Annotated in this window: 1 pseudogene; it reads right to left on the bottom strand. The window is 64.6% G+C overall.

The window, feature by feature from the left end:
* A pseudogene (locus FQ664_RS26385) lies at positions 1-257 on the bottom strand (cardiolipin synthase); the annotation flags it as partial.

Raw genomic sequence — 257 nt, forward strand, 5'->3', positions numbered from 1 at the left:
GTCGTAGAGCACGAACACCCGTACACCTTCGGCGGCCTTGCGCAGCAATAGCTGCTGCAGCTCCTTGCCCAGGGCATCGTCGTGGATGATGAAGAACTGCACCAGCACGGTGTCCCGCGCCATGCGGATGGCGGAAAAGATCGCCTCGAACGTGGCCGCGCCATCAATCAGCAGTTTCACTTCGTTGTTGGCCAGGCATGGCATGCGCCCGAGCCTGGGCATGGCGCGCAGGGCGGCATAGCCGCCCGACTCCCGGG

Source organism: Pseudomonas persica (assembly GCF_900291015.1).
GTDB lineage: Bacteria > Pseudomonadota > Gammaproteobacteria > Pseudomonadales > Pseudomonadaceae > Aquipseudomonas.